The sequence below is a fragment of the Iodobacter ciconiae genome, assembly GCF_003952345.1.
GTDB lineage: Bacteria > Pseudomonadota > Gammaproteobacteria > Burkholderiales > Chitinibacteraceae > Iodobacter > Iodobacter ciconiae.
Genome location: NZ_CP034433.1, coordinates 1,787,734 through 1,810,269, shown reverse-complemented (window position 1 = coordinate 1,810,269; position 22,536 = coordinate 1,787,734). Strand labels below are relative to the sequence as shown.

Annotated in this window: 23 protein-coding genes; 14 read left to right on the top strand and 9 right to left on the bottom strand. The window is 48.7% G+C overall.

The window, feature by feature from the left end; all coding sequences use genetic code 11:
* Positions 1 to 333: 333 nt before the first annotated feature.
* From EJO50_RS07965 to nadB, 9 genes are all read right to left on the bottom strand, one after another.
* Complete coding sequence (locus tag EJO50_RS07965; protein WP_125973107.1) at positions 334 to 1,056, bottom strand: ABC transporter ATP-binding protein; 723 nt, start codon at positions 1,054 to 1,056, stop codon at positions 334 to 336.
* A complete protein-coding gene (locus tag EJO50_RS07960) occupies positions 1,049 to 1,834 on the bottom strand; it encodes an ABC transporter ATP-binding protein (protein ID WP_125973105.1) in 786 nt (261 codons plus the stop codon). Before EJO50_RS07960 ends, EJO50_RS07965 begins: the two co-directional genes overlap by 8 nt.
* 574 nt (positions 1,835 to 2,408) lie before the next feature.
* On the bottom strand, positions 2,409 to 2,822 hold the full coding sequence (locus EJO50_RS07955; protein ID WP_125973103.1) for a hypothetical protein: 414 nt from the start codon (positions 2,820 to 2,822) through the stop codon (positions 2,409 to 2,411).
* Positions 2,819 to 4,132 (bottom strand): phosphatase PAP2/dual specificity phosphatase family protein, encoded by a 1,314-nt coding sequence (locus EJO50_RS07950; protein WP_125973101.1) that lies wholly within the window; start codon positions 4,130 to 4,132, stop codon positions 2,819 to 2,821. The genes EJO50_RS07955 and EJO50_RS07950 overlap by 4 nt, the downstream gene beginning before the upstream one ends.
* Positions 4,129 to 5,874 carry a bifunctional alpha/beta hydrolase/class I SAM-dependent methyltransferase gene (locus EJO50_RS07945; protein ID WP_125973100.1) on the bottom strand — a complete coding sequence of 582 codons (1,746 nt, stop codon included), beginning with the start codon at positions 5,872 to 5,874 and terminating at the stop codon, positions 4,129 to 4,131. Before EJO50_RS07945 ends, EJO50_RS07950 begins: the two co-directional genes overlap by 4 nt.
* Positions 5,875 to 5,928: 54 nt before the next feature.
* Positions 5,929 to 6,576, bottom strand: coding sequence for a lysophospholipid acyltransferase family protein (locus EJO50_RS07940; RefSeq protein ID WP_125973098.1), 648 nt, complete (start codon positions 6,574 to 6,576; stop codon positions 5,929 to 5,931).
* Positions 6,577 to 6,582: 6 nt separating this feature from the next.
* Positions 6,583 to 7,530 carry a phosphatidate cytidylyltransferase gene (locus tag EJO50_RS07935; RefSeq protein WP_125973096.1) on the bottom strand — a complete coding sequence of 316 codons (948 nt, stop codon included), beginning with the start codon at positions 7,528 to 7,530 and terminating at the stop codon, positions 6,583 to 6,585.
* Positions 7,527 to 8,129, bottom strand: coding sequence for a CDP-alcohol phosphatidyltransferase family protein (locus tag EJO50_RS07930; protein ID WP_125973094.1), 603 nt, complete (start codon positions 8,127 to 8,129; stop codon positions 7,527 to 7,529). Before EJO50_RS07930 ends, EJO50_RS07935 begins: the two co-directional genes overlap by 4 nt.
* 380 nt (positions 8,130 to 8,509) lie before the next feature.
* Positions 8,510 to 10,093, bottom strand: a complete 1,584-nt coding sequence (gene nadB / locus EJO50_RS07925) for an L-aspartate oxidase (RefSeq protein ID WP_125973092.1) — start codon at positions 10,091 to 10,093, stop codon at positions 8,510 to 8,512.
* Between the two features lie 154 nt (positions 10,094 to 10,247).
* On the opposite strand from nadB, the gene rpoE reads away from it, so the two are divergent.
* The 14 genes from rpoE to EJO50_RS07855 all read left to right on the top strand — a co-directional run bounded on the left by rpoE (position 10,248) and on the right by EJO50_RS07855 (position 22,526).
* On the top strand, positions 10,248 to 10,859 hold the full coding sequence (gene rpoE / locus EJO50_RS07920) for an RNA polymerase sigma factor RpoE (protein WP_505712050.1): 612 nt from the start codon (positions 10,248 to 10,250) through the stop codon (positions 10,857 to 10,859).
* Between the two features lie 27 nt (positions 10,860 to 10,886).
* Positions 10,887 to 11,372 (top strand): sigma-E factor negative regulatory protein, encoded by a 486-nt coding sequence (locus tag EJO50_RS07915; protein ID WP_164521455.1) that lies wholly within the window; start codon positions 10,887 to 10,889, stop codon positions 11,370 to 11,372.
* Positions 11,373 to 12,344 carry a MucB/RseB C-terminal domain-containing protein gene (locus tag EJO50_RS07910; protein ID WP_125973088.1) on the top strand — a complete coding sequence of 324 codons (972 nt, stop codon included), beginning with the start codon at positions 11,373 to 11,375 and terminating at the stop codon, positions 12,342 to 12,344.
* Positions 12,345 to 12,353: 9 nt separating this feature from the next.
* Positions 12,354 to 12,827 (top strand): SoxR reducing system RseC family protein, encoded by a 474-nt coding sequence (locus EJO50_RS07905; protein ID WP_125973086.1) that lies wholly within the window; start codon positions 12,354 to 12,356, stop codon positions 12,825 to 12,827.
* A complete protein-coding gene (locus tag EJO50_RS07900; RefSeq protein WP_233702196.1) occupies positions 12,824 to 14,224 on the top strand; it encodes a DegQ family serine endoprotease in 1,401 nt (466 codons plus the stop codon). Before EJO50_RS07905 ends, EJO50_RS07900 begins: the two co-directional genes overlap by 4 nt.
* Positions 14,221 to 14,466: a glutaredoxin family protein gene (locus tag EJO50_RS07895; RefSeq protein WP_125973084.1), complete on the top strand. Its 246-nt coding sequence runs from the start codon at positions 14,221 to 14,223 to the stop codon at positions 14,464 to 14,466. The genes EJO50_RS07900 and EJO50_RS07895 overlap by 4 nt, the downstream gene beginning before the upstream one ends.
* Before the next feature lie 67 nt (positions 14,467 to 14,533).
* Positions 14,534 to 16,327 carry a translation elongation factor 4 gene (gene lepA, locus EJO50_RS07890; protein ID WP_125973083.1) on the top strand — a complete coding sequence of 598 codons (1,794 nt, stop codon included), beginning with the start codon at positions 14,534 to 14,536 and terminating at the stop codon, positions 16,325 to 16,327.
* 24 nt (positions 16,328 to 16,351) lie between these two features.
* Positions 16,352 to 17,311 (top strand): signal peptidase I, encoded by a 960-nt coding sequence (lepB, locus tag EJO50_RS07885; protein ID WP_125973081.1) that lies wholly within the window; start codon positions 16,352 to 16,354, stop codon positions 17,309 to 17,311.
* Between the two features lie 11 nt (positions 17,312 to 17,322).
* Positions 17,323 to 17,697 carry a DUF4845 domain-containing protein gene (locus tag EJO50_RS07880; protein ID WP_125973079.1) on the top strand — a complete coding sequence of 125 codons (375 nt, stop codon included), beginning with the start codon at positions 17,323 to 17,325 and terminating at the stop codon, positions 17,695 to 17,697.
* Positions 17,698 to 17,699: 2 nt separating this feature from the next.
* Positions 17,700 to 18,464, top strand: coding sequence for a ribonuclease III (gene rnc, locus EJO50_RS07875; protein WP_125973077.1), 765 nt, complete (start codon positions 17,700 to 17,702; stop codon positions 18,462 to 18,464).
* Positions 18,461 to 19,387: a GTPase Era gene (gene era / locus EJO50_RS07870; protein WP_125973075.1), complete on the top strand. Its 927-nt coding sequence runs from the start codon at positions 18,461 to 18,463 to the stop codon at positions 19,385 to 19,387. Before rnc ends, era begins: the two co-directional genes overlap by 4 nt.
* Before the next feature lie 6 nt (positions 19,388 to 19,393).
* The gene (gene recO / locus EJO50_RS07865) at positions 19,394 to 20,113 is read left to right on the top strand and encodes a DNA repair protein RecO (RefSeq protein WP_125973073.1); all 720 of its coding nucleotides are present in this window, start codon (positions 19,394 to 19,396) and stop codon (positions 20,111 to 20,113) included.
* A gap of 320 nt (positions 20,114 to 20,433) precedes the next feature.
* Complete coding sequence (locus EJO50_RS07860) at positions 20,434 to 20,808, top strand: SpoIIAA family protein (RefSeq protein WP_125973071.1); 375 nt, start codon at positions 20,434 to 20,436, stop codon at positions 20,806 to 20,808.
* Between the two features lie 11 nt (positions 20,809 to 20,819).
* Complete coding sequence (locus EJO50_RS07855; RefSeq protein WP_125973069.1) at positions 20,820 to 22,526, top strand: cyclic-di-GMP receptor FimW-related protein; 1,707 nt, start codon at positions 20,820 to 20,822, stop codon at positions 22,524 to 22,526.
* The last annotated feature ends 10 nt before the right edge of the window (positions 22,527 to 22,536 follow it).

Genomic DNA, 22,536 nt, shown 5'->3' with positions numbered 1-22,536 from the left:
GTTTCTTGCTTCGCCAAGAAACGAAGCCAAAGAAGGCGACCCCACGAAACACGAAGGCCCCTGCACTGCGGACAATCGAGTCGGCGGCGGGCGGGATTGGCTCGCTACCTCGCTCCCTTGCCGAAACCCCGCCCGCTTGTTCCTCACTCCGGCGTGTTTCAAGGGGAGATTTAAGCCCAGTGTCGAGAGCGTAGCCATCATCTTTTGCCTTTGTTTTGCAACTAAGAACCAAACTGCTTAGCGCATATGGGGTGTAACCCGCGAGCGATATTGAATAAATACGCCGGTTGCACCCGCCCTGCAGTATGGCGTTGGCTTAAGTTGAGGCTTCGATTAAACACCAAGATAATGATTCAGCCTGCCTGCGCTGGCGGATAGCTCGTCTGCGCTGACTGAATCCACTATCTGACCGTGTTCAATCACGTAATGCCGGTCGGCGATGCCTGCTGCAAAATGAAAATTTTGCTCGACCAGCACTATGGTGTAGCCGCGGGTTTTGAGTAGCTCGACTGTTTCACCTAATTTTTTAACAATCACCGGCGCCAGGCCTTCGGTGATTTCATCCAGCAGCAAGAGGCGTGCGCCGGTACGCAAAATACGCGCCATGGCCAGCATTTGCTGCTCGCCCCCCGATAGCCGCGTGCCTTGGCTTTTGCGCCGCTCCAACAGATTGGGGAACAGGGTGTAGATCTCTTCAAGGCTCATGCCGTCGCTGCGTACTTTGGGCGGCAGGTTGAGGTTTTCTTCCACATTCAGGCTGGAAAAAATTGCCCGCTCTTCAGGGCACCAGCCCACACCAAGTTGGGCAATTTTGTGGGTAGGCATGCGGATGACTTCGCGCCCGTTTACCATAATCGATCCGGCGCGCTGGCCGGTCAGGCCCAGAATGGCTTTGAGGGTGGTGCTGCGGCCTGCGCCATTTCGGCCCAAAAGCGTAATCAGCTCGCCACGGCGCACGCCAAAATCAATACCGTGCAGAATATGTGATTCACCATAAAAAGCGTGTAAGCCACTGGCACGCAACATTTCACCGCCATGATCCTGACTATTAAACATGCTGTGCTTCCTGTTGGCTGGCAGAAATAACAGGACGAATCCCCAGATAGGCTTCCATGACGCGCGGGTCGGCCGATACGGTGGCGTAATCACCTTCGGATAAAAACTGACCACGGGCTAACACCGTGATTTTGTCAGCCAGGGTAGAAACCACTTTTAAATTGTGCTCTACCATCAAAATGGTGCGGCCAACGGCTGCGCTGCGAATGAGTGCCGTAACGCACTCTACATCCTCTATACCCATGCCCTGAGTGGGCTCGTCCAGCAGCATGAGCTTAGGTTTAAGCGCTAAGGTGGTGGCGATTTCTAAAGCACGTTTTCTACCGTAAGCCAGCTCACCCGCCAATACATGTGAAAAATCGGCCAGGCCTACTTTTTCTAGCAAGGCCATTGCTGTATCAGTGAAAGCGTTGAGTTCTTGTTTAGAGCGCCAAAAGCGATGTGCGCCGCCATGAATGCGCAGCAGCGCCACACGGATATTGTCGAGTGCGCTCATATTGGGAAACACGGCAGAAATCTGAAAGGAGCGAATCAGTCCCTTGGTGGCCACTTCGGCAGGTTGCGCCGCCGTGATATCAATACCATCAAAAATCACTTGCCCAGATGTGGGGGCTAGAAACTTGGTCAGCAAATTAAATACTGTGGTTTTGCCTGCACCATTGGGGCCAATTAAGGCATGGATACTGCCACGGGCCACTTCAAGATTAATGTCGCTGACTGCGGCAAAGCCTTTAAATTCTTTACAAAGGCCATGCGTTTGCAAAATAGGGTCTGACATCGTGTTTATCCTTGGGCTGAAATGCAGGGCGGCACGGCCTATTTTTTGCGGTCTGCTTCTAATATGGACTGAATTATTGCTCTATTTGTAGTCGGAGTATGGTTTTTTGGTAAGCAAAAGATGTTGTAAATTTAAGAAATCAGCAAAAATAGTATGTAAATAATGTAAGGCTGGTTGATGAGTCTACAAAATGAGACAACTATTCGCAGATGGCTTATTGAGATGGGAGCAAAAGCAGCACGAAAAGGCGCTGAGCCTACAAATTGAGATTCCTGTTTTTGTAGAGGGATGATTTTGTATGCAGGGTAATGAGGATGTTTTGTTATATTTTATTTATCTGTTACAAGGGGAAGTCTTGATTTGATGCAGGTAGATGAGTGGTATTTAGGGCTGAAAATCGTAATAAAAATAATTAGTTAGGGGCCTAAGTTTAGGGCGCTAAACGTGGTGTGTATTGTTTTGCACCGGAAGCATCGTTTTTAATTTCACACTTGTCGTAATGCCAATACCTTAATACATAAGGGGCAATTTGCTTTATTGAGATAATTTTCCAGTGTTAATCTGTTGTGCAAAATTAGCTGATGAATAATCCCAATAGTGTAATCCATGCGATCCATGAGCAAAATGTGCTGATTAAAAAATAACGAATCAGTTTTTGAATGCCCGCCATGCGTAATGCTAAAGCACGCGGTGGGGTGTTTATGCCAAAGAGGCTGTTTAATACTTTATTCAGCGGCTGCAGATCTGCTTCGCTTTGCAGCTGATTAAACAGTTTTTCATCTAAAGTGATGCGCCAGTAAAAATAGTACTGAATTGCAGCACCAAGGCTGCCTGCGATCAGCAGCCCTGTTTCTGCTTTGCTGAGAATATGGCTGGCAGCCAGGTAATAGCTGATTAAAAATAAAAATAGCGTGGGCCAGATCAGGTTTTTGCAGGAAGAGAGCACTGCTGCGCTTAATTTAAAAATAAGTGATTCTTCAGTATTCATTGCATGCCATCACAAAGCCGGGCTAATTGATTTAATTGAGCATTATTTAATACAAACTGGCTGCGTTTTGTTTGTAAAAAGGCCACCGCCGCATCAATATCTTTGGCTTGCCGGCTGACGACCAGCCAGGCCAGCACTACCGCAGCGCTTCGGGTCATGCCAAGGGCGCAGTGAACTAATACGGGTTGAGGCATGGATTGCAGCGTGTGCACACAGTGCTGCAGGGTTTGCTGATCGGGCAGTTGCAAATCCAGCAGCGGATGGGAGTGATAAACCGTGCCAGCCGGTGCTTGCCTGTCGTATTCGGCGGCTAGATCCAGCACGGATTTAAAGCGCGGGTCGCTCGCAGCGCTGATGGGCCCCAGCCAGACACCCCGGCTGATTTCTTCGGCAGCGGGCAGCGATTTTAGTAAATAGCGGTGCACTTGTTGCGTGACAAAAGCGTAAGGCCAAAGCAAAACCTGCGCTGAAAAACGTCTTTGTCCATGATCTTTTTGCATCACATCCGGCCCCAGCCCAAGATAGGCCGCAGTGAGAATCAGCAAAGAAGTGACCGGCCAGAGCAGCAGCCAGGCCCAGCCCTGCAGGCAGGCAATACCAAGAGATAGCAGCAGTGCTCCGGAAAAATAGCGCAGGGCGAGCTTTGGCGAGCATTGCCGGGGCTTTGCTGCAAACAGGCGAACGCCAGGGCTTGGCAATAAATAGCAAACGATAAAGCCCAGCAAAAACCCGCTGGGTATATCCCAGAAATGATGTTGCCATGTGGTCAGCACCGATATCCCGATCAGGGCAAACCAGATGTGCAGCAAAGGCCGCCAGCGTGCTGGGATATGGACGGCATAGCGCAGCCAGAGCACGGTAAGCAGGCCGATATGCAGCGAGGGTGCCTGATTAAAGGGCTTGTCAAAGCCCATTAATAGTGTAAACAGCTGGCCAAAAAAGCCGTCCAGCTCCGGGCGCTCGAAGCTAAAACGTAGCGGAAACAACACAAAAAATAAGCAAGAGAGCAGCGCTGTAGCCAAAAGGCGCCTGGCGTGGGTATTAAGCTCGCCACGGCTGGTGCAGATAAATAGAGAAATGCCATAGAGCAGATCAATGCTCCAGTAAGGCACGATGGTCCAGGGCCAGAGCGGGATATGCCGCTCCCAGCTCATCGCAATACTGCCTACTTCTGCCGGGGGTAAGGAGGCGGTGTAATGATTGGCCGCCCCGTAAAAAATAAAAAAACCCGGCCCCAGTACCAGTAGCCACAAAAGGGCGAGTCGCCACGGGCGCGGCTCTTTTACCTCTCTGTTTAAAGCTGAACTCATTTATTTTTAACTCTGCGTGCAAGGCTGACGGTAAAGATGCCCCATTCATCAATACGCTGGGTGATTTTTTCAAAGCCAGCCTGCTCAACCAGCTGATCCATCTCGTACTGGGTGCGCCGGCGCATAATCCAGTCAGCTCCGCCCCTGTGGCTGCTCAGCGTGCGGGCAATCAGCTCCAGCTGCGGATGCCATGGCTGATTGGTGTAAACCAGAAAGCCACCATCGGGCACGGCCTCGGCAAGCCCTGCCAGCGAGGCTTTGATGGGGGCGTTTTCAGGGAATAATTCGTAAAGACCTGAAACCACGGCTAGCGTAGGGGCAGGGGAAAGGCTGGCTAAACTGACCTGATCAAACGCATCGCCCTGCTGAAAATCGGCCAGATGCGTTAAACCTTTTTCTTTGATCAGCGCTTTGCCCGCTTCTACATTGATCGGGCTGTAATCACGCAATAAAACGCGGTCGATTTTATGGCCAGCAATGGCGTCCAGAATATAGCGGCCATGCCCTGCTGCGATATCTACAATTCTGACGCTTTGCTTATTTTCTGTGAGCGATTTAATCGCAAGGCCAATGAGCTCTTCCAAATTGACTTTGCGCTGGCGTATGCCTTTCCAGCCAACGCTGTCCAGATAAGTGCGATCGCCAAAGCGGCCTAGCGGGGTGCGTCCTGAAGTTTGATTTTTGTAAATATAATCCAGGGTGCTGCCCGAATCAAAGCCGGTTTCCCAACCCAGCCTGATGCCGTCTGATAATTTGCCCACGGTAGATAGCGATAGACGGGTAAGAGCAAAGTACCAGTGTTTCAGGGCAAGAGGCGAGCCGCTTTGTTGCAGCTGTTGATATTCACTGGCGGTATAGCCGTTTTTGTCTGCATGGCTTAAATCCACTTTGGCTACGCCTGCTTCTATTTTTTGGATAAAGTTGCGGATCAGCGTAAAGGCCTGGGCGCGGCCTTTTTCGCCCAGCGTGTCGTGGTAAAAGCCTTGTAGCGTATGCATTTCTTTACACTGGCTGCCCAGACGCTCAAAAAATGTACGCTGCGGTGCTTGGTGCACCACAAAATCTGCGCCTGAAATTAACAGCTGGGTGGGCGTCTGAATCGCCCCTGCATCGGCAATAATCCGCTCGGCCGTGTCGTAGAGGCCTAGCAAAATATTGACTGAAATTGGCCGGGCAATCAGCGGGTCAGCATTGTAGGAGGCAATGCGCTCCGGGTCATGCGTCAGAAACTTGGCTTTTACATAAGAATTGACATAAAAATTGCCGCGTAGTTTTTCCATCAGCCGCAGGCCGGGGCGGGCCAGAGGGACGTAAAGTTTCACTTTAAAAGCCGGGGACGCCAGGATCAGTGCGCGGATTTTGGGCGCGTAATCGTGTATCCAGGTCGATGCCAGTACCGCGCCCACGCTTTGCGCGATGACGATGATTTCTTCCATGGCGTAGCCATAAGTCTGGCAAAGATAGTGAATAAACGAGTCCAGATCGCGCACGGTGGTACCAAGGCTGGGGCTGTAGCCACGCGGCCCGCTGTTCTGGCCGTGCCCGCGGGCATCCCATGCAAAAAAGGGTGTGTCTGTCATGCCCAGCTCATCCACAATATGCTGCAGTCGGCCAGAGTGCTCATGTCCGCGGTGCAGCAGCACAATGGCGCGGCGTGCTGTGGTGCTGGTGGCTGGCCAGTGCCGGTAAAAAAGCGAGCTTTGATCAAAGCTGCTAAATGTTTTTTCCTGAGGCGTGCGCATAAATGAGTCCTGATTTTTGATTGGGCCGTCTGATAGCGCGTGCGCGGACTGACGTTATTGCTGGCCAGGCGTAGAGAGTATGGTTTTTTGTTTTAGGTGAAGCAGGGCATCTTTAATAGATGTCCGGAAAAGTGTTTTTTCGGATAGCCAGGGCAGAGGACGGCCAATGGCGATATCTACAAAAAAAGGAATAGGAAACCACTGCCCCTTACCCATTGCGCGGCCTAGCCCGTTTAAATAAACGGGCACAACCGGTATTTCTGGAAAATCACGATATAAGTACCAAATACCTAATTTAATTTCCGAAAGCATTTCTGGCTCGCCCCGCGTGCCTTCAGGAAATAAAATTAGAATACGCCCTTGGCTGAGGGCTTCTTTGCAGCCTGAAAGCGGGTCAGAGCCTGCAGTAATGCCTCCGCGTATCACAGGAATAATGCCCACCACCTCGGTGGCAAACCAGGCAAATAAGCGGTTTTTTAAAAAGTAATCGGCAGCGGCAGCAGGCTGTACATTAGAAATAAGTGTCAGGGGGAATAAGCTATATAAAGCCAGAATATCAAGGTGGCTATTGTGATTGGCCAGCACAATGGCTGGCCCTTTTAAAGGCAGACGCTCCTGATGCCGCACGGTGACACCAAACCACAGTCTGACAAGAGGTCTTGCCAGTAATAGTACAAATAGGATTCTTAAAAAATGGTTCATAGCATCTTAGTAGTACAGATAATGGGTGTAATGAAAAAACAGGGGGGCTGTATACGTTAAAGAATCAAGCCGGTCTAAAATGCCGCCATGCCCTGGTAGTAAGCGGCCGGAATCCTTTACCCCGATGTCACGCTTTACTGCAGAAATCACAATATCGCCAATAAAGCCCATTACACCAATGAGTAAACCGGCTAATGCCGCGTGTAGCGGGGAAAAAGGTGTAAGTAAAGGCCCAAGCAGCCAGCCCAGCAGGCAGGTGGTGAATGCGCCGCCTAAAAAGCCTTCCAGTGTTTTGTTAGGGCTCACTTTAGGGGACACTTTGTGCTTGCCTAATGATTTTCCCCACAGATACTGGGCTACATCATTAAGCTGGGTGAGAGCTACTAAATAAAACAGCAGCATGGGGCCCTGTTCTGCCTTGCCGATGCCGGTTAAAAGAGGCAGGGCGAGTACGGCCCCCATATGGCTCAGGCAAAATACGCAGATCATCAGCCCCCATTGCAAGGAGGCGGCGGCTTTTAGAAACCCCTGTGTTTCGCCAATTAAAACCATACGCATCGGCACGAATAAAAAGACATAAACGGGAATAAAAATAATAAACATCCCATACCAGTGAATACCCAGCCAGTAATATTGCAGCGGAATGCATAAATAGGCCCAGAACAGCACCACATGGTCTGCGGTGCGGGTAGAGCAAAGCGTCAGATATTCTTTAAGTGCCAGAAAGCTGACCAGCCCGAGCACAACGAGAGCAATGGGCATATTGCCCAGCAGTGTTAAAGAAAAACACGCCACAATCCACCACCAGGTGCGGATACGCAGCTTTAGCTCCAGCCAGTTTTTCTGCGGATAGCGTTTTTCCAGAAATAAAAGGGTGATGCTGGCTGTAATCAGCAGGGCAAACACGCCTTCTAAGGCGGTAATCAGCGCGGGAGGTAAAAGCAGATTAATCATGATGGCCTGGTCAGTATTCCTTTAGCGCGGTTCATGCAGGTCCACAGCATCAGCCCGGCGGTGACTGCAAAGAGTGCGCTGGTCCATGAGGCAAGCGCTGGAAAAAATCCAAAAAAGAGTGCAAAACCGCCGTAAATAAAGGCCCGGTCACTTTTACCCATGGGCCCGTCGTAGCGTCTGAGTGCACCCATTGCGGGGCCAAGCACGCCAATAAACTCGGTTAAAAAAGCCAGAAAAACGGCAGCAATAACCCACGCTGGCTGATTGCTGATCAGACAAAAAGGCAGGTAGAGCGCGATATCAGAAACCACGTCACCCACTTCATTCAAAATGCCGCCCAAGGCCGATTGCTGATTGAATTCGCGCGCCAGCATCCCGTCTATTGCATTGAGCGCCATCCGCAGCAGCAAAAATAAGGGCAGGATTAGCCAGGGCAGGCGGGAATCAGATTGCAGGCTCAGCCAAAGCCCCATCAGGATGGAGGTCATCATGGCAAACAAGGTGACTTGATTGGCGGTGATGCCCATGCGGGCCATCAAAATGCACAGAGGCCTGAGCAGGGATTGAAACCGGGATTTGAATTGGTAGATGCTGGGCATGCGCTTTATTGAGGCTCGTTTTTATGTTAAGTAGAAAATAATGAAGTATCTGTTTGTAGATTCTGTGTATGTTATTTTAAACGGTTTTGAATGCGAATTATTTTATTAAAGAGAAATAAAGCAAATCTTTGTTATGGTGATTTTTTGGTTGCTGCAGCTAATGGTATGGTTGAATTTCGTATTGTTCTCAGTATTTATAAATAACAGGGTATGTAAAATTTAAATTAAGCCATAAGCGTAAAAGAATATGATTTTCCAGGATGCCAATCAGCAAGGCATATAGGCTATATGGGGCTGGCTGTCTTTACAATGGGCTTATTGGCTTTTATTTAAAACACAAAACCCCGCAACTGGCTTGCGGGGTTTTGTGTTTCGTTGTTTTAATCAGGGTTAAGAATGGTGCTTTTGGCTTCGTTTAATGTATCGGGGTAATCCCGGCTGTAGTGCAGACCACGGCTTTCTTTTCGCTCCATGGCGCAGCGCACGATCAGCTCGGCAGATTGCACCAGATTACGCAACTCGATTAAGTCGTTGGAAACACGGAAATTGCTGTAGTAATCGTCAATTTCATGCTGCAGCAATTCGATACGGTGCAGGGCACGTTCCAGGCGTTTATTGGTGCGTACAATGCCGACGTAATCCCACATAAAGCGGCGCAGCTCATCCCAGTTATGCGAAATCACAACTTCTTCATCTGGGTCTGTTACCTGGCTTTCGTCCCATTCGGGAATACTAGGGCGATCACTTGCGAGGGCTTGCAGTATGTCGGTTGCGGCGGCTTTGCCGAGCACCATGCATTCCAGTAAAGAGTTGGAAGCAAGGCGGTTGGCCCCGTGCAGGCCGGTGCAGGCGACTTCACCTACTGCGTAAAGATTGGTTACATCGGTTCGGCCTGCTGTATCGCTGACTATGCCGCCGCAGGTGTAGTGTGCGGCGGGTACGACAGGGATAGGCTCTTTGGTGATATCGATGCCCAGCTCCAGGCAGCGCAGATAGATGTTGGGGAAGTGCTCCTTAATAAATACAGCAGGCTTATAGGAGATATCCAGATAAACACAGTCAAAGCCGCCTTTTTTCATTTCAAAGTCGATAGCGCGGGCCACGATATCCCGAGGGGCCAGCTCGGCACGCTCATCGTGTAGTGGCATAAAGCGGGTGCCGTCAGGCAGCCTTAATATGCCTCCCTCGCCGCGTACTGCTTCGGTAATTAAAAATGATTTTGCATGCGGGTGATACAGGCAGGTGGGGTGAAACTGGATGAATTCCATATTGGCCACGCGGCAGCCTGCGCGCCAGCCCATGGCAATACCGTCGCCGGTTGCTACATCGGGATTGGTGGTGTAAAGATAGACCTTACCTGTGCCGCCACTGGCAAGAACGGTGGATTTTGCCACGATAGTTTTTACGTGGTCCGTTTCTTTGTCATAAACATAGGCGCCATAGCAGTGTTTGCCCTCGCGTCCCAGTTTCTGGTCAGTAATTAAATCAACGGCAATATGTGATTCAAGTACCGTAACATTGGGGTGGGCTGCTACTTTATGAGCCAGCGTGTCGATTACTGCTGCACCTGTGGCGTCTGCGGCATGAATAATACGCCGGTGGCTGTGCCCGCCTTCCCGTGTCAGGTGATAGCCCTGATAAGCGCTGTCACCCCCGGTGTCTTTGGTGAAGGGCACACCCATCTGGATCAGCCAGTCAATGGCTTCTTTTGAGTGTTCGATAATAAAACGGGTGCTGTCATGATCACACAGACCCGCACCTGCAACATGGGTGTCACGAATATGCAGCTCTACACTGTCGGTGTCATCAAGTACTGCTGCAATGCCGCCCTGTGCCCAGCCGCTGCCGCCATCACGCAGCTCCCGTTTGGTCACCAGACCCACTTTAATGTGGTCAGCCAGCTGCAGTGCCATGGTCATCCCGCCAAGGCCGCTGCCAATGATTAGTGCATCAAATTCCTGCATTGCCGGTATCCCATTCCCAGAAAAACGAAATATTAACAGAGGCTGGACTGTCTACGCCGTGTATAAAGCCAAATCTGTCAGCTTTTGTATGGGCTGACTTGATAAAAATCATGGCCGGCCCCATGTTGAGTGTAAATATATTTTGGAGACATCTTTGATTCAGCGAACCGATCGTGATATCGATCAGGAGCTTGTTCTGCGGGCTCAGGCGGGAGACAAGCGCGCTTTCGAGCTGCTGGTAGTGAAGTACCAGCGGCGTGTCGCACGTCTTTTGTCGCGGCTGATTCGCGATCAGTCCGAGATTGAGGATGTGTCTCAGGAGTCGTTTATCAAGGCCTACCGTGCCTTGCCATCTTTTCGTGGTGAAAGTGCTTTTTATACCTGGCTTTACCGTATTGCAATTAATACGGCTAAAAATCATTTGGCGACACTCGGCCGTCGCCCTCAGCTTGCCAGTATTTATGAGGATGAAGAGGGGGAATCACTTGATGCGGCTGCACAAATACCGGATTACCATACGCCTGAAACTGAACTCTCTAATCGACAGATTGTCTCTACAGTGAATGCAGTGGTTGATGAGTTGCCCTCCGAGTTGCGAACAGCGATTACCTTACGTGAAATGGAGGGTTTAAGTTATGAAGATATTGCCGCCGTGATGGATTGCCCTATTGGCACGGTTCGTTCTCGGATTTTTCGCGCTCGCGAGGCTATCGCAAATAAGTTGAAGCCTTTGCTGGATGTCGTGGGAAAAGATAAGCGCTGGTAAGCTTCGAAGGATATGAGAGGTAATGTGATGAGAGAAAAACTTTCCGCCTTGATGGATGGCGAGCTGGATGTAGCAGACATTGATGGTTTACTTGCTGAGATGAAGCGTGATGTTTCGTTGAACGAGAATTGGTATGACTGGCATCAGCTCAGCGATAGTATGCAGGAGCATCCCTTGCTTTCTCCTCAGTTTATGGAACGGTTTTCTGCGCGCCTGGCTGCCGAACCTACGGTGGTGGCTCCGCAGCGTTTAAAACGTAGCTCGGTTATGAAAAAATTGCTGATTCCTTTAACTGCTGCTGCTTCTATTGCTTTTGTTGGCGTGGCAGCCTGGCAGACTCAGACAAGCTTCAGTGTTGCTCCGGCGATGGTGGCTGTGCAGAGTGTGAAATCGGTTGATCAAAAAACACCTGCGGTTCGCGCTTATCTGGCTGCGCATAGCCAGGAGTCTGGCAATGTTCTGGCTGAGCGGGATATTGTTTATGCAGATTTCGGTATGGAGAATCTGCGCTAAATGAGCGATTTGCTGAGTAGATTAAAGCCACTTGTGCTGTGTATCAGCTTGTTTTTGCCTGTAGGGGCCTGGGCTGCAGCCGAGCTTAATAATGCTGACGCTGTGATTGTGCTGAACCGGATGTCGGCGGCGGCTAAACAGAATGATTTTCAGGGGCTGTTTACACATCAGCACGGTGATTCGACTGAAACGTTCAGAATTGTTCATGTGGGGAGCGAATCGCTGGAAATCGAGCGGCGGGAGTCTCTGGACGGCCCGCGTCGTGAGTATTATCGCAAGGGTGATCAGGTTAGTGTCTATTTGCCGTCCAAACGGGCGGTGTCTCTGGATCGGCGGTTTAGCTCCAAATTATTTCCGCAACACCTGCCAGAAAATGCTGATTTCGTGCTGCTTAACTACAGGCTTAAAAAAGGTGGTATGGAGCGGGTAGCCGGGCTAAATGCACAGATTTACGAGCTGGAGCCCAGGGATATTTTCCGGTTTCCGCTGCGCTTGTGGATGCATACGGACAGTGGTCTAATCTTAAAATCTGAGCGCCTGGGGCCTTATGCCCAGCCTGTTGAATTGTTTGTTTTTTCTGCTTTGGCTCTGGGTAAAGTTGATCGTGCGCTGTTGAATCCGGTAAACCCGTTGCGCCCGGTGGTGATTGAGTCAAATCAGGGAGCGGTTAGCGAGCCTGTCGAGCCCGCCTGGGCAATTGGTCATTTGCCGCGCGGTTTTCGTTTTATGAAAAGCATTCAGCGCACGCTGGTTGGCAAGGAAATGCCAGTGGTGCAGCATCTTTATAGTGATGGTCTTGTGACCGTCTCGGTCTTTTTGGAGCCTGCGGTTGCCGAGGCAAAAGAGGGTGCTTCTCATCAGGGTGCCATGCACATGCAGGTGCGGCAAATTAATGGGAAAATGGTGACCGTGCTGGGTGAAGTTCCTGCTGAAACAGTAAAAGCGTTTGCCTTTGCTTTCCAACCCCGTTAGTGAAAAATAATGATTGAAACTGAAGCTCAGGTGCTGCGGCTGGATGGTGGTTATGCGTGGGTAAAAATTAAACCGCATACTCCCTGTGGTCAGTGTGATCCTGAGACAGGCTGCAAGTCTGTGGCGGTTAGTCGCCTGTTTTCCCGCTCACAAGATGGTTTTCGGGTAAAAAATCCCCTTTCTTCCAAGGTTGGCGATTTGGTAACGGTTGCTGTAGAAGAGCAAATGTTACTGAAAAGTGCGGTGTGGGCCTATGGAGTGCCGTTGCTGCTGCTGATTGCGGGTGCTGCTGCAGGTCAGTGGCTAGTGCCTCAGAATGCCGCAGGGACGGTATTGGGTGGCGCTTTGGGGTTTGTAGTAGGTTTTGCGCTGCTTAAGCAGCAGCATCAGCTGGCGGCCTCGGCCGAGCCAGTCATTGTGGCGAGCAAGGGTGTACCAGGCTCGCCGTTTCTTAGTCCTTGCCAGATGAAACGTAAACCATGATGAAAAAATTATTAATAAGCATAACTTTAGGTTTGATGTCCGCCTCATCAATTGCAGTCGGCAATTTGCCTGATTTCACCCAGCTGGTTGAAAAAGAGGGCCGGGCGGTGGTGAATATCTCCACGACTTCTACGGTCAAAGAGCAGCAGCAACTGGGTGATGAAGATGGCATGGATATTTTTCGCCGTTTTGGTTTTCCCGTGCCGCGAATGTTGCCGCGAAATGGCCAGCAGCCCCGTGAGCGTCAGGCCCAGTCTCTGGGGTCCGGGTTTATCATGGCTGCAGACGGTTATATTCTGACCAATGCCCATGTGATCGCTCAGGCCGATGAAATTACCGTCAAGCTTACGGACAAACGTACCTTCAAGGCCAAGGTGATTGGGGCGGATGCCCGTACCGATGTGGCCTTGCTTAAAATTGAGGCGACGGGGCTTCCTAAAGTGGTGCTGGGCGATGCCAATAAATTAAAGGTTGGCGAGTGGGTTGTGGCGATTGGTTCGCCTTTTGGTTTTGAAAATACGGTAACAGCCGGAATTGTTTCTGCCAAGGGCCGTAGTCTGCCAGATGAAACGTTTGTGCCTTTTATTCAGACTGATGTAGCAATTAACCCGGGTAATTCAGGCGGCCCGCTCTTTAATATGGCGGGTGAAGTGGTTGGGATTAACTCGCAGATTTATAGCCGCTCGGGTGGTTTTATGGGGCTGTCGTTCTCGATTCCGGTGGACGTGGTTGTTAAGGTCGCTGAAGAGCTGAAAGCAACAGGTAAAGTCACACGTGGCCGGATCGGTGTGGCGATTCAGGAGTTAAATGAAGATCTGGCAAAGAGTTTTGGTTTAAGTAAGGTTAATGGTACCTTGCTCGCTAGTGTGGAAAAAGATGGCCCGGCAGATAAAGCGGGCTTAAAGCCTGGCGATGTGATTCTTAAATTTAATGGCCAGGTGATTACCTCTGGTAGTGATCTGCCTAAGTATGTTGCTGCCGTGCGTCCGGGCAGTAAAGTGCCGGTGCAGATCTGGCGTGATAAGGCGCTGCGCGAAGTGAGTGTGACAATTGGTGTACTTGAGCAGTCTGATCGCACTACGGCCGAACGTGAGTATCGGGGTAATCAAAATGATGAAGGAGGTCGTTTTGGTTTATCGCTGCAACCGGTTGATGCGGCTAGGCTTAAGGGAATGGGGCTGAAATTTGCGGTGCTGGTGCAGGCTGTCCGCGGGCCGGCAGCCAAGGCGGGCTTACAAAGTGGTGATTTGATTGTGGGTGTCGCTAATCAGGAGTTAACAAGCTTGGCGCAGCTTAAGCAATCGCTCACGGCTTTAAAGCCGAACGAGGCGACTGCTTTACGTGTGATTCGTGGTGATGCTTCCATGTTCCTGACTCTGCGTGCACCGCCTAAATGATTCAGCTTAAGCTTTATGGAAGGGAGTACTGCAGCCTGTGCCTGGTGATGCGGGATGCTTTACAGCAACAGGCACTTACTGCAGGCTTTGAGCTGGAGTGGATTGATATCGATGATGTCCATCATTTGGAAGAAAAATACGGCGAATGGGTACCTGTTTTAGCAGACTCGGACGGGGTGGAAATTTGTCATTACCATCTCGATCAAGCAGCACTTGATGCCTATATTGCTAATTTCCGTTAAAATCGGTGCAAATTAATATTTGGGGTACGATCGCGTACCCCTTTTTCGTGAAATATCTGGCAGGCCAATGGATCATATTCGTAATTTCTCGATCATCGCTCACATCGATCACGGCAAAAGTACGCTGGCTGATCGCTTTATCCAATTTTGCGGCGGCTTAGAGCTGCGGGAAATGAGTGCGCAAGTGCTCGACTCGATGGATATCGAAAAAGAGCGTGGTATCACGATTAAGGCGCAGACTGCTGCGCTGTCTTATAAAGCCCGTAATGGTGAGATTTATAATCTTAATCTGATTGACACTCCCGGACACGTTGACTTCTCTTATGAAGTAAGCCGCTCACTAGCGGCCTGTGAGGGCGCACTTTTGGTTGTCGATGCCTCGCAGGGTGTCGAGGCGCAAACGGTGGCTAACTGCTACACCGCGCTGGAGCAGGGCGTAGAGGTGGTGGCAGTTTTAAATAAAATCGATTTGCCAGCAGCGGACCCTGAACGTGTGATTCAAGAAATTGAAGACATTATCGGGATTGAAGCGACCGATGCCGTTCATGCTTCTGCCAAAAGCGGTATCGGTATTGAAGATATTCTTGAATCGCTGATCACTAAAGTGCCGCCGCCTAAGGGAAATCCAAATGGGCCGTTAAAAGCGTTGATTGTCGATTCCTGGTTTGATAATTATGTTGGTGTGGTGATGCTGGTGCGTGTGGTTGATGGCCAGCTTAGTCCGAAAGAAAAAATCATGTTTATGTCGAACAAGTCGCAGCATTTGTGCGAACAGGTCGGCGTATTCACGCCTAAAACAGTACAAAGAACCGTATTGAAAGCCGGTGAAGTGGGCTTTATCATTGCCGGCATTAAAGAAATTGCCAATGCCAAGGTCGGAGATACCATTACGACGGCTAAAGAGCCGGCTACCGAGCCTTTGCCGGGATTTAAAGAAGTCAAATCACAGGTATTTGCGGGCCTGTATCCGATTGAAGGCCATGATTATGAAAAATTGCGTGATGCTTTGGAAAAGCTCAAGTTAAACGATGCTTCCCTGCATTATGAGCCTGAAGTTTCCCAGGCCCTTGGTTTTGGCTTTCGCTGCGGCTTTTTAGGCTTATTGCACCTGGAAATCGTGCAGGAGCGCTTAGAGCGCGAATTTGATATGGACCTGATTACCACTGCGCCTACCGTGGTTTATGAGCTGCTGCTTAAGTCTGGTGAAGTGATCCATATCGAAAATCCGTCCAAATTACCGGATCCGTCTAAGTACGAAGAAATTCGTGAACCGATCATTACAGCAACGATTCTGGTGCCGCAGGATTACGTGGGTGCGGTGATGACGCTGTGTAATCAAAAGCGTGGTAATCAGCGCAATATGCAATATATGGGCCGCCAGGTCATGCTGAGCTACGATTTGCCGATGGCCGAAGTGGTGATGGATTTCTTTGATCGTCTTAAATCGGTAAGCCGTGGCTATGCCTCGCTCGATTACGATTTTAAAGAGTTTCAGGTGGCAGATCTGATTAAGCTGGATGTTTTGGTTAACAGCGAGCGAGTAGACGCTTTAAGCCTGATTATCCATCGCAGCAGCAGCCAGTATCGTGGCCGTGAGCTGGTGGCCAAGATGCGTGAGCTGATTCCGCGTCAGATGTACGATGTGGCGGTGCAGGCTGCAATTGGCAGCCAGATTGTGGCGCGTGAAACAGTAAAAGCGACGCGTAAAGATGTACTGGCAAAATGTTATGGTGGTGATGTTTCGCGTAAGCGTAAATTGCTCGACAAGCAAAAAGCGGGTAAAAAACGCATGAAGCAGGTCGGTAATGTTGAAATCCCACAAGAAGCTTTCCTTGCGATCTTGCAAGTGAGCGATAAGTAATACGTATCTAAAAAAGGAAAACGGATGAACTGGTTGTTTCTCGGAATTGTTTTCGTTATTTTAGGGCCGGTCCTGGTGGCCATCGGTGCCAAGCACGAGCGTAAAGGGAGTGAGCCGCCTTCCCTGGTGCAATATGGCTACCTTTGTGTGGTGATGGGGCTGTTTATTGTGCTGGTGCAATATTGCTCTATCTCAGCGGCGATGCTGATTTTTGTTTTGGTGTCGGGAGTCATCTGGGGGCTGGACCGGTTTGTTTGGGCGAAGAAACGGGGTGAAAAGCCTGTTTCTGACTGGGTTGAGTATGGTCGCGGTTTCTTTCCTGTTTTACTGGCTGTGTTTGTACTGCGCTCTTTTCTGGTGGAGCCGTTTCAAATTCCATCAAGCTCAATGCGCCCCGGTTTAGTTGTTGGTGATTTTATTCTGGTGAATAAATTTGCTTATGGTTTACGCACTCCGGTTATTAATAATGTGATGATTCCTGTGGGTAAGCCAGAGCATGGTGATGTGATGGTGTTTAATTTTCCGGAAAATCCTTCACTCAATTATATTAAGCGGGTGATTGGTTTGCCGGGGGATACGGTTGAATATCGTAATAAGAAATTGACCGTGAATGGCCAGGCTGTACCAACGACTGATATGCCGGATCATGAGTATGTTGAGCAAGGTACCTATCTGGTTAATAACAAACAGTTTAATGAAAAGCTGGGCACGCACGATTATTCAACACTTGCCATGGCTGATGTGCCTTCGGTTAATTTGGGTGAAGTTCGCGATTTTCCATATAGAGAAAACTGCCGCTATGACGAAGAAGGCTTTAGCTGCAAAGTGCCTGAAGGTCATTTCTTTACGATGGGTGACAATCGTGACCATAGCGCCGATGGCCGTTATTGGGGCTTTGTGCCTGATAAATATGTAGTGGGTAAAGCTTTTCTTATCTGGCTTAATTTTAAAGATCTGGGGCGCGTTGGTACCCCGATTCGCTAAAGGAATAAATTATGTTTAATCGTCAGCGTGGAGTCTCTTTCGGTTCCTTTTTGATGTTTGCCATTGTAGGCTCCGTTATTGCTATTACAGCATTGAAAATTGTACCAACCTATCTGGAATTTTTTACGGTAAAAAAAGCGATCGAGCGTACGGTGAAGGAATACGGTGTACAGCCGCCTGCAGCAATTCGCGAGGGTTTTATGCGTCAGGCAGCGGTTGATAATATTCGCGATATCAGTGCTGCTGAATTAGACGTAAACCAGTCTGCTGGCAGTACGACAGTCAGTTTAAGCTACGAGCGGGTTGTTCCGCTGGTAGGAAATATGAGCCTGTTGTTCGCTTTTGATATTAAAAAATCGAATGCGCAGCAAGCTGCGGGTAATTAGTTGTGAGTGTTGTTCTTCCTTCGGAGCGCCTGTTAAAGGTGCTCTCTTATTCTTTTAAAGAGCCCGGACTCTTTAAGCAGGCTTTAACCCATCGCAGTTTTTCTTCTACGCATAATGAGCGCCTGGAGTTTATTGGCGATGGGATTTTAAATTCGCTGATTGCCCGGGCTTTATTTTTGACTTTTCCTAAGCTGCCTGAAGGGGATTTATCCCGCTTACGTGCCAGTTTAGTGCGTCAGGAGGCTTTGGCAAGCATCGCCAGCGAGCTGAACTTGGGCGATTTTATCTGGTTAGGCGAGGGTGAGTTAAAAAGTGGTGGCCACCGCCGCCCCTCGATTCTTGCCGATGCCCTGGAAGCTATTTTTGGGGCAATCTGGCTTGATGGTGGTTTTGACGCCGTTGATACGGTCGTTAATGCATTGTTTGCGACAAGAATTGCGGCCATTGATCCGCTATTGGGTGCAAAAGACGCTAAAACCAGTTTGCAAGAGTGGCTGCAGGCGCGTCGCTATATGCTACCGGCGTACACTATCCTCAGGCAGGATGGTGAATCGCCAGATCAGATTTTTGAAGTGAGTTGCTCTATTGCTGAGGCTAAATTACTCACTAAAGGAGTCGGCACGAGCCGCCGTGCTGCGGAGCAATTAGCTGCCGAATCCGCACTTGTCACGCTAAGGGAGCAGTTTCCCGGTAAACATAAATCGGATAACGCCCCGTTAAAAAGTAAACACGCTGCCAAATTGGCAGCAAAAGGTAAACGTATATGAGCGAGATAGAACTTCCAAATGAAGCGGACGATTTTCGCTGTGGTTTCGTGGCCATTGTGGGGCGCCCTAATGTGGGTAAATCGACTCTGCTCAATCAATTGATTGGACAAAAAATCAGCATTACTTCACGCAAAGCGCAGACGACACGCCACCGCATTACGGGTGTGCATAGCTCGGAAACGGCTCAATTTGTGTTTGTTGATACGCCCGGTTTTCAAACCAAATACCAGAATGCTTTGAATCAGGCTATGAATCGCAGCGTAACCAGTACGCTGGCAGATGTGGATGTGATTTTGTATGTGATTGAAGCGGGTTATTTTAGTGCTGCAGATGAAGAAGTCTTAAAGCTGCTGCCGGATAATCGTCCTGTACTTTTGGTGCTCAACAAGATTGATGAGCTGAAAGACAAAAATGAAATGTTCCCGTTTATTGAAGCGATGAATGAGCGTTTTAAATTTCATGCCATTGTGCCTATTTCTGCGCAAAAAAATCTAAGCATTGATGTATTGCTAAAAGTGGTTGAACCGCTCTTGCCAAAGTCTGTGCCCTTATACGATGTAGATCAGGTGACTGATCGTAATGAGCGTTTTTTGGCGGCAGAAATCATTCGCGAAAAGATTTTTCGCCTCATGGGAGAAGAGCTGCCGTATTCCATGACTGTAGAAATTGAAAAGTTCGAAGATGGCGAAACCCGTGAAGGGCGCGAATTACGCCGCATCCATGCTGCTGTTTTAGTTGATCGGGACGGACAGAAAGCTATGCTGATCGGCCAGAATGGCGAAAAGCTAAAGCGCATCGCCACCGAAGCCCGTCAGGATATGGAGAAACTCTTTGATGCCAAGGTATTTCTGGAAGTCTGGGTTAAAGTGAAAAGTGGCTGGGCGGATGACACACGCCTCGTTCGTCAGTACGGCTACGAATAAAATACGGTGGCAGCAAGACCTAAGCAACGCATTGACACTCAGGCCGCTTTTGTACTGCATCAGTATCCGTATAAAGAAACCAGCCGCTTGCTTGATGTGTTTAGCCGGGATCATGGCCGTGTCATGATGGTTGCTCGTGGCGCTCAGCGCCCTGGCTCGCAGCTGCGCAGCATTTTACTTGGCTTTCAGCCGGTGCTTTTGTCCTGGTTTGGTGCGGGCGAGCTAAAAACGTTGCATTCGGCTGACTGGCAGGGAGGGATTCCACAGTTGCATGGTTTGCCGCTACTCTGCGGTTTTTATCTCAATGAATTACTTTTACGTCTTTTGCCTCGTGATGAGCCCCAGCCTATGCTTTTTGCCAGCTACTTTGAGGCAGTCAGGGCACTTTCTGTGCTACCTGCTGATGGTCTGGGTGTAGAGCCGGTATTACGGGAGTTTGAGCGCATCTTGCTTGATGAAATAGGCTATGGGGTGGACTGGTTGCATTGCACTGGCCAGCCTATTGAGGCCGGGCGTCGGTATAGTTTTGATCCCACAGAAGGCATTATTCCTGTTCGGGAAAATTATCCTCAGTATGACGGGGAAGTATTGTTGGCATTTGCTAAGGGTGATTATATGAGTGCTGCGGTGCAGGGCAAATTACTGATGAGGCAGGCGTTTTCTGCTCTTTTGGGGGAGGGCTCTTTGTGTACCCGTCAATTATTGATTGATTTACAAAAATTATAAGCCATGGCTGTATATCTGTGTGTGGTACCTAGGTCTTGCAGGTTTGGATTTTATTGTTGATTTATTATAATGAATATAATCTATTGTCTGTGGTTAAAGATGATTGATTTGTAATGATTTTTTTGAATTGTTTATGCATTGATAAATGCTATTGGCAAGAATTAATGAATAATAAAAACAGGTAAATTTTTCAATAGATGATATAAATAATTACATATAAATGTAAGCGCTTGTTTAAGTAGGGGCGAGCTCAGTAAACTGGGCTGAGGCTATTATTTAAAAAAATATGTATTCGTAAGTTTTCTTCCAGGGGGCTCGTGATGATTAGCATTTCACATGAAAATGATTATATTCAGATCATGGTTTTTGGTGCGTTTACCTTGCAGGATTATCGCGAATTTGAGCAAGCAGTTCTTTATCAGTCTGAATTTTATGGCCCCGTTGCATTGCTATTTGATTTACATGAAATGCTGAGCTATACGCTTGACATGGCTTGGGAAGAAATTAAATTTATCCGTGAGCATGGGCAAAAATTTCAGAGAGTGGCTGTGGTGAGCTCTGATCAATGGGTGACCTGGTCGGCATGGATGAGCCGTTTATTTACGGATGCAGAGATTGGTTTGTTTACTGAAAGCGATGATGCCAGAACCTGGCTAATGGAAGAATCCGATCCCAATGGGGTAACTAATGCCTGATAGGCGATTTTATGCATAATATTTTCAGTGCTATTTTTTCTAAGGATAAATCGCCATTTGTAAATGCGAAAGCAGCTACAGCGTGGTGCAAGCGCCTGCAGGAAACTGATACGCAGTCTCAGCAGTTAAAAATTCATGCGGCAATCACTGCTTTTATGAGTGAAGGACGGGTTGCGACTTTAGATAGCCTGCAGGCTTTATTGTTGATTGATGATGCAGTTCAGTCTTCGTATGAAGCAGTGTGTTACCAATATATCGTTAACCCGCGGATGTCTAAAGATATTGAAAGCCGGTTGTGGAAACAGATTACCAGTTTTGCGGCGGATATGTCTTCGGTATACCAGCTATTTGTTCAGTCAGAAATGGAGGGTAGCAAAAAAGCTGAATTAGCTTTATTGATGCCCAAAGTATTGGCACGTAGTTTGCATTATTTGTCTATTCAAGCTAAATGGCATTATTTTCGTTTTGAGAAAGTGCCTCCTAAGCTATGGACTTTATCGCATCAGCTTTATCGTATTTCTGAAATAGAAGGGTGTGACAGTAATCCATTTCCTTTGTATCCATCCCATTTAAATGAAGTGACCTCGTGCGCTGATGAATATATTCAGATGCTGATGCTGGGCTCTCTGTCTAATAATAATTTATCAGTAAGGCAAATTGATTGGGTAGATTATTGGCTTAATCAATGGTCTAAATTAATTCAGTTATCACGTAAATTTCAGGAGGGACGCTACCATTTATGTGTGAATTTGCAAGCGGCTGAAGGCGTGCAAAAAATTCAGGCAGAAAGTGAGGGTGAGCCATTTCGCTACTGGAGCTTGCATGATTTAATGCGCGAATTGGAAGATGTTTTGCGTCGGCTGGACAATGGGGCTACTCCGCGTGATTTGGGTATGGGTAAAGAGTGTCCTGCCCCCCTCGCGGTTGAATTACTCAAACATCTTGATCTTTTCTGGTCGATGAGTATTCGTAATAGTGTAGTGCAAAGAAGCGAGCGTAAAAAAGTTGCAAAAATTGCCGATATCATTTCCGGTCTTGATTCGATTATTACCCATGTGCGTGCAGATAATGATAAAAACACACGCAGAGGTCTGGGAGATGATCGTGGCAAAGGTGATTATGATGAAGTTATGGATATGCGTCTTTACGGTTTTGTTTCTACCCGCATAAAAGAAAAAGGAGGCTACTCCAAAATACTAGAGAATAGGCAGCAGGACTGGCAGGTCTGGAGTGTAGAAAATGAAAGTGTAGGGGGCTATGGTGCGGTTGTGCATCTCTCTGAAAATGAGTGGGTCAGGCCCGGCTTATTGCTGGCCAACCGTCTGGGACGCAATGAAAACTGGCATCTGGGTGTTATTCGTCGTTTAAACCGTTTGGGGGACGATGAAGTTTATGTGGGTATTCAGTCATTGGCATTAACGCCTATTGCCGTTAATTTATATCTAGAAAAAGAAAATCGGCGCGAGCAAATTTCTTTGGCAGCAAATGCTTCGCTTGGTGTGGTAGATTTGCCCGATGTGCGCAGCGCTTTATATTTGCCGCATCAAATGGATGGTAAAAATGTAAATACGCTGATTTTGCACTCTGCTGATTATGGAACAGATAAAATTTATCGTGTTCAGGCGCGTGAACGGGTCTTTATGGTTCGCCTGGGGGCCGTTATTGAAAAAGGGGTGGACTGGGTTTGGGTGACGGTATTTGTAATTAGTCAGGAATAGAGTTTATTTT